Origin of the sequence: Nitrosospira multiformis (genome assembly GCF_003050865.1) — a bacterium.
Lineage (GTDB): Bacteria > Pseudomonadota > Gammaproteobacteria > Burkholderiales > Nitrosomonadaceae > Nitrosospira > Nitrosospira multiformis_E.
On the sequence record NZ_QAOK01000060.1, the window covers coordinates 1 to 5027 of the forward strand.

Here is a 5027-nt window from a genome sequence, read left to right on the forward strand (position 1 = left end):
TTACTCCTCGTCTTCCTCTTCCTCGTCGTCATCCTTCTTTTCGGGCTTGAGCACCATCTTGCCCTGCTTGATGCTCTCGTTCAGGTCGGTTTCTGCAACCTCCTTGTGCACCAGGTTCTGGTGACAGTCGATGCAGGTGGCCCCTTCCGTCTCCATCTTCTTGTGCGCAGCCTTGGCATCCGCTCCAGGAGGCTGCGGATTCCTGTGGCAGGTGCGGCAGGTGCGGCTGTCCCACTTCTTGAGATTCATGCGCGCATCGTGCGCCATGATCAATCGACGCTCGTTGAATTTCTCCAGCGTGGAGTAGTCGTTGACCATCTCGAGATAGAGTTCGCGCGCCCCATCCACCACATGGGTCGCCACCGCCAGATGGAAGTTCTGCAATCCCTGCGGGATGTGGCAATCCTTGCAGCCGGGGTTGGCGCCCAGGGCGCCATAGTGCGAGGATTCCTTCAACTCCTCGGCCGGATAAGTCATGGAGTGGCAACTGGTGCAGAATTCGGTGGTGGAGACGGCCGCTTCGCCGCCCAATACCACCGCCACCATCACCACCCCCAAGAGTGTGCCGACCAAAAGGGCACTGCCTGTCTTCATCGCCATGTCAGTCGTCCGAACCTTTCTCGCCTACCTTGGCGCTGGCCTGGAATTCATCGTGGTACTTGAACTTCGGATCGCCAGTGAAGACCCCATCGAGCTTGTAGTGTTCATGCATGGCCTTGGTGTCCTTGACGTACTTGTCAAAGTTGAAGGTGTATTTCTTGTCCACGTCCGGGGTGAAGGGGGTGTAGGGTTCCTTGGCACCCTTCCACGGGCTGCCCTTGTAGTTCATGTGGCAGGCATTGCAGCTTTCCTCGAAGCTGAAGTCCTGCCCGGCATCGGCCAGCACCTGACGGGAGGTGGTCTTCTTCGATTTTTCATAAGCGGCTCCGGATTTGCGGTGCGTGCCGCGATACTTGGAGCCGGGCCCATGGCAGGATTCGCAGCCTACCCCGGTCAGGAACTTGCTCGGGTCTTCAATCGTATAGCCGCCTTCCTTGCCCCAGCCATCCACATGACAGCCGACACAGTCCTTGTCCTGGGTGTAGTCCTTGGCAGGATCGAGCTTGGCCTTCTTCTTGGCTTCGGCCTTGTTGTTGGGCTTCAGCGAGTCCATGGCCTTGGCGTGCGCCGTGCTGCCGAAGGATTCGGCCTGGCTCTTGTGACAGGAACTGCATTTCTTGCGGCCTTCAAACGATTGGGCAGACGCGCTGCCTGCCATGACCGCAAACAGCGCTGCCGCGGCCAGGGCGAGTGTCATGCGATGGTTCATCCTTCCTCCTTTTTTCTTTCGGCAAGTATATCCGTTGTTTCCGTTATATCCCTGGATTTTTGTATCTCTTCCAGCTTCATGCGACTACAACTGATCCGTATTTTGTTATTCCCTGTTCTTGTTCTTTTGTTTGTCTTCCCTGTCATTGTAATGATAGCGCAATGATCGCAACTTCAGGACACACCTTTTGTTGTACCCGTACTGTATCTCCGGTTTATATGGAGGGGTAGCACCAGTACTATCACTCTTTCTGGTACCACTGGTACCGGTGGCGCCCGGAGCGCGGCACGGGGACCCGCAAAGCGGTATCGGGCAGGGCGTCCCAAAGCGCAGCACGGGGGACCCGCGAAGCGGGGTCGGGCAGCGGAGGGGCGCCGGGATCGCGCCCTGATACAAGGTGTACGTATGCATGGCTGTATCGTCGCCGAAATTCCCTTTTTTCCACGCGCGATCCCTTCTCGTAGTTTATATCCGGTATCGTGTCTCAGGCTTACTACAACGAAAACACTTGTTCCCATGCACGGTCGTCTTGGAAGTTCAATCGCGTAGAGAAGTACCGTGACTGTGCTTTAATGCAGAAGTACGAGGCGAGGTCGCTTGCTGGTTTGGGCTGGATTCGGTTTACTGGATTCCAGGTCGAGCCCGGAATGACGAGATTCATAGTAGCAGGCCTGGCTCCGCCAGACGAATGAAGGCATTCCCGGGCTTTGCCCGGGTTGCCTTGCTACCCTGCTACGTTTTGATGATGGGTTCAGTCGGGGTGACTGCCAATGCGGTTATCGGCAGAAGTGGGTGGTCATTAACTTCTACTTCTGCTGCTGGCTGCAGGCCAGCTGCGGATATCGGTCTACTCAGAGGCTGGAGGCAGGGTGGGCGCTGGAAAGGATGCGGCATCCTCCGGGGTTGCGCCGACAGATGCAGGCTCCTTGCCGCCCGGTATCCTGTACACCCAGTAGCCTCCGGTCTGGTAGATGAGTTGCACCGCAGCCAGGTCAAGCGGCATCGATTCGGTGAAGGGCAGCATCTGCGCAATCAGCGTCCGGTCGCTTTTGTCATCCTTGAGGAAGTAACCGCGCACCAGCCTGTCCGACACGGATTGCAGGGTGTAGGTCTTGTAGTTGTTGTCCAGCACCCATCTCTTGAGATAGTCGACCATGCCATGCATGTTGCCTTCCATCGGGAAGTTGCGATAGGCAACGTCGAACCGGCCCGGACGCATGATGCCAAGCTTGTACAGGTCGGTGACATGAATGGCGAGATAGGCTTCGCGATCGCCTGCCAGTTCACGCAGGATGGCAGCCCCCGCTTCAGGTTCGGCCATCAGGGCATCGGCAAGGCGCTCGAATCTCTGCTCTTCTTCCCCTCCTGCCTTGCCACCCCAGAAGTCGTCTTCGTATTTGCGAATGGCGTCAGCCTGCTTCTGCCACGGCGCGGGTATGACCAGGTAGTCGGAGAACTGCCCGCTAAACAGGGTGTCGCGCTTCGAGAGAAGCTTCAGCTGGCGCGAGGTGTCCCACCAGCCAAGCACCAGCGCATCCTTGCCGGCGTACTTGTCGATGGCGGCAGCCAGGGTGGCCAGTTCGTTGAGTTTGAGATCGGGGGTGAGCAGCAGCTCACTCGTGCGGTTTTCCCAGTCGAGCCTCACCGGGGCGCCATTGCCCTGCCTTGCCGCATGCAGTACTGCCAGCGGCTGGGGAATGTCTTCGGCAAAGACTTCATACCGGGCAATGGAAAGGTCCGGCCACTTGCCCAGTCCAAGCTGCGGGAATTTGTCTGCGCTGCCTTCTTCCACCAGCTGGTAGCGGTAGGGGGCAGGCCCGGGGTTGAACCACACCCAGGCAAACCACAGGAGCAAAAGAATTCCTCCCGCCACCAGGAGAATGCCCAGTGAGGGGAGGAGTTTGGAGCCAGGCCGCGCCAGAATGGCGCGGCTAGAGGTACTTGCGGTCAAAACAGGATATCAGTCCTTGCGGACGCCCTCGTTCTTCTCGCGCCGGCGCCAGCCTGCCAGGGCAAGCGTGCCAGCCAGCAGCATGCCGCCACCCAGACCACCCAGCGAGAGCTTCTCGCTGCTGTCAAGGTCGAACAGGCTTGTCTTGCGCTTGGCATCGAGCTTGGCTACTTTCGCCTGCAACGCCGCCATTTCACGGATCTTGGTGTTCTCGTCCATGACTTCGACGTAGTCGCGGTTCATCGGGCCCCAGCCTTCGGTATAGGTCCAGCCACCCGGGTTGACGTGCGCCAGTCCTACGTGCAGTTTGGGAAGGTTGTTCTCTCCCATTTCCAGCACCTTGAGCTCGATCGCAGCAGGGTTGTTGTCCTTGCTCCAGTAGAGCTGGGTGAAGCCTGCAAACATTTCCTTGTCAGGCGGCAGCGGGGTCGGACGATTGGTCTTCTGACCCGTCAGCAGGCCTTCCTTGTAGAGCTTCTCAGCCACCGCATGCGCTTCCTTGTACTTGGCCAGACCGTGCAGCGTGCCCTTGTCCATGAATTCAAGATAGGAGCGGGCAAAACGCTCGGAGTGGCAGGAGGTGCAGGTCTTGACCCAGGAGTCCAGCCGCGCTTCTGACCATTCGCTGTTGATGTTCTCGGCAATGCCCGGTACCGCAGGGTAGTTGGCCCACCGTATCTTGCGCACGACGTTGTGGCTGTACTTGCCTTCATATTCAAAGTGGCAGCCGGCACAGGTGGGCGCAGTCTGCCCGCCCTTGGTGTAGGCGTCCTTCAGCGGTGCGTTCCAGTTCCATTTGTCGCCCATGATCGCAACCGTCTTGCCGTGCTTGCTCATGGAGTAGGCTTCCCAGTTGTTGTGGTCTACTCCGCTGTGGCAGGTGGCGCAGGCTTCAGGATGACGCGATTCGGCAGCAGAGAATTCGTGCCGCGTGTGGCAGGAGTCGCATTTGTTCTGGTTGGTGTGGCACATGCTGCAGCCTTCGGCAATCTCGCGCTGCGGCATGGAGGCAAATACCGCTACTTCGACGTTGGCCTTCCAGTCCAGTGCGTGCGAGGGGCGTCCCTGCGGCCATTGCTTGTTCGGCCATACCAGGGTGTCGCGCTCGGATTCGCGTTCGGCAAATTCCTGAAGGTGGCAGGTGCCGCACACGTCCGCCGTCGGCATGCGCAAATCCTTCATGTGGTCTGCCTTGTCTTTCTTGTTGATGTCGACGTGGCAGTCGATACACCCTACTTCCTTGAGCTTGTCGTTGGCTCCAAGCTTGCCCATCGAGCGAAGATTCTTCTCTACATCTTCAAGCTTCGCCTTCTTGTAGTACGTCGGGTCTTCAGGCTTCAGGTTCCGGACCTTGTCCAGGTTCGCGTGCGTGCTCCTCTTCCAGGCACTCACCCATACCGGCGATTCGTCCGTGTGGCATTTGACGCACTCCTCGCGCGCCGCAACTTCCTTCATCGAGGTAGGCGGCTTGTAATACGAGGCAGGGTCAAAGTACATGCTCATCGGGATCGGCTCCCAGTACTTCGCCAGCGTGCCACGTCCCGCTCCCTGCGCAGGATCCTTGTAACGCTTCACCAGCGCCGAATGCAGATCCTTCGGCGAGGCCGACTGCTCCAACTTCAGCGCCTTATACGTCTCTTTGGGAACGCTGGGAAAGTTAGCCCACGTGGCGCCCGCAAACAGCACCCCACACGCAAGCGTAACCAGCCTCAGCCAAGGCTTCATTAACATCTGCTTCTCTCCTTTACTCCGTAATGATGTTGTTGT

The 5027-nt window shown here is 58.4% G+C and carries 5 protein-coding genes; all 5 read right to left on the reverse strand.

Features of this window, described 5'->3' with window-relative positions; translation table 11 throughout:
• Positions 1–600 (reverse strand): NapC/NirT family cytochrome c, encoded by a 600-nt coding sequence (locus tag C8R21_RS15235; RefSeq protein WP_107763455.1) that lies wholly within the window; start codon positions 598–600, stop codon positions 1–3.
• Between the two features lies 1 nt (position 601).
• Positions 602–1309, reverse strand: coding sequence for a cytochrome c-550 CycA (cycA, locus tag C8R21_RS15240; RefSeq protein ID WP_107763456.1), 708 nt, complete (start codon positions 1307–1309; stop codon positions 602–604).
• Between the two features lie 241 nt (positions 1310–1550).
• The gene (locus C8R21_RS15745; protein WP_146162523.1) at positions 1551–1754 is read right to left on the reverse strand and encodes a hypothetical protein; all 204 of its coding nucleotides are present in this window, start codon (positions 1752–1754) and stop codon (positions 1551–1553) included.
• 402 nt (positions 1755–2156) lie between these two features.
• Entirely contained in the window at positions 2157–3260 is a 1104-nt protein-coding gene (gene haoB, locus C8R21_RS15245) for a hydroxylamine oxidation protein HaoB (RefSeq protein ID WP_107763457.1), read from the reverse strand.
• A gap of 9 nt (positions 3261–3269) precedes the next feature.
• Positions 3270–4991, reverse strand: a complete 1722-nt coding sequence (locus C8R21_RS15250; RefSeq protein ID WP_107763458.1) for a multiheme c-type cytochrome — start codon at positions 4989–4991, stop codon at positions 3270–3272.
• Between the last annotated feature and the right edge of the window lie 36 nt (positions 4992–5027).

What these genes read in the sequence shown, in the direction of transcription:
- C8R21_RS15235 (WP_107763455.1), bottom strand. Translation starts at nt 600, where the DNA reads ATGGCGATGAAGACAGGCAGTGCCCTTTTGGTCGGCACACTCTTGGGG.
- cycA (WP_107763456.1), bottom strand. Translation starts at nt 1,309, where the DNA reads ATGAACCATCGCATGACACTCGCCCTGGCCGCGGCAGCGCTGTTTGCG.
- C8R21_RS15250 (WP_107763458.1), bottom strand. Translation starts at nt 4,991, where the DNA reads ATGTTAATGAAGCCTTGGCTGAGGCTGGTTACGCTTGCGTGTGGGGTG.